We start from the raw sequence: 1,470 nt of genomic DNA on the forward strand, positions 1-1,470 counted from the left end.
CGCGCGGGGGGGGGGGGGGGGGCCCCCCGCCCGCGGGGGGGGGGGGGGGGGGGGCGCCCGGGGGGGGGGGGCGCGGGGGGGGGCGGGGGGGGCCCCCCCCCCATCACCGGTGGGCCGGCCGGGTCAGCAGGTCACATAGGCGACATGGATCCAGACGCCGGTGCGCCCGCCCCAGAGGTCGCCCATGTACCAGTTGCCCTGCTGGCCGCGGACGTTGATCTTCTGGCCCTTGTTGACCGTGCCGAAGACCTTGTAGTTCTCGCCGGGGCCGCTCCGGTAGTTCACACCGTTGTCGTTCACGGTGCAGGTCACGAAGGCGGCCTGGTGTGCGGGCGCGGTGGCGGGCAGGGTGCGGGCGGAGCCCGACTCGCTGCTCGCCGCGACGGCCGTCGTGGCACCGGCGAGGGTGAGGACGGCGGCGGTGACCAGAGCCGCCGTGACTGCGCGCGGGGCCCGGGCGCCGGAGCGCTGCTGGATGGATGTGCGGGTCAACTCGGTCTCCTTGATAGGAACAGATCCCCCGTGGCCGGTGGCCAGCGGATGAAAGGGACGACGCGATCGCTCCCGCCGCCACCGTGATCACGTGCTGCCGCCGGCAGGCGAGCGGTGACCAGGAGACGGTGATTACTCCGTGTGTCTCTTCCGTGACTCATTCGACACGGGTCGAGAGGCGCCCCGCCAGAGGGGCCGGGATGGATCACTCGGTCGTGTGGTGGTACACGGTGGTACTCGGGGCTCGACGGCCCTCTCGTGCTCCGTGTGCAGGTCGGAGCACCCCTGTGCAGCCTGGTGTTCGAGTTTGGCCCGTGCCGCGCGGAGCCATGGGGTGGCGCGTTTGTTCAAGACGGGTTCCCGGCCCGTGCCTAGGTTCGGAGGCATGAGCGAGAAGATCAGCGACCTCTTGGAGCACGCGGCGGCCGCCACGGTGCCGGTCGTCCGCGGTATCGACGACGGGCAGTTGTCCCTGCCGACGCCCTGCGGCGCCTACGACGTGCGCGCGCTGGCCGGGCACCTGTACCGGGTGGTGATCAACTTCCAGGCCCTCGCGGCGAAGCGGGACACGGACCTCAGTCAGGAGCCCGTGCGGCTTGAGGGCGACTGGCGGGGCGGCTTCGCCGAGGAGACGCGCGGGCTCGTCGCGGCCTGGGCGGCACCGGGCGCCGAGGACGGCACGACCGGCCGGATGGCCATGCCCGCCCGCACGGTGGGCGCGATGGCTCTCGGTGATCTCATGGTGCACGGCTGGGACCTGGCACGTGCGACGGGACAGCCGTACGACACGTCGGGGGCGCGGGGGAGCCTCGACGTGGTGGGCGAGCGATTCGCCGAACTGGCGCCGACCGCACGGAAGATGGGTGTGTTCGGCCCCGAGGTGCCGGTCGCCGCGGACGCGCCGCCCCTTGAGCGCGTGCTCGGCCTCACGGGCCGCGACCCGCACTGGACGGCGACGGGGGCGGCCGGGGCTTCGGG

Annotated in this window: 2 protein-coding genes; one reads left to right on the top strand and one right to left on the bottom strand. The window is 73.6% G+C overall.

Features of this window, described 5'->3' with window-relative positions; translation table 11 throughout:
• Positions 1–123: 123 nt before the first annotated feature.
• On the bottom strand, positions 124–492 hold the full coding sequence (locus LCE31_RS39595; protein WP_225023126.1) for an SH3 domain-containing protein: 369 nt from the start codon (positions 490–492) through the stop codon (positions 124–126).
• A gap of 385 nt (positions 493–877) precedes the next feature.
• Between LCE31_RS39595 and LCE31_RS39600 the strand changes: the two genes are divergently transcribed.
• The coding region (locus LCE31_RS39600) for a TIGR03086 family metal-binding protein (protein ID WP_225023128.1) at positions 878–1,470 on the top strand (593 nt) is incomplete at its 3' end.

The sequence above is a fragment of the Streptomyces sp. 8L genome (genome assembly GCF_020176795.1).
Classification (GTDB): Bacteria; Actinomycetota; Actinomycetes; order Streptomycetales; family Streptomycetaceae; genus Streptomyces.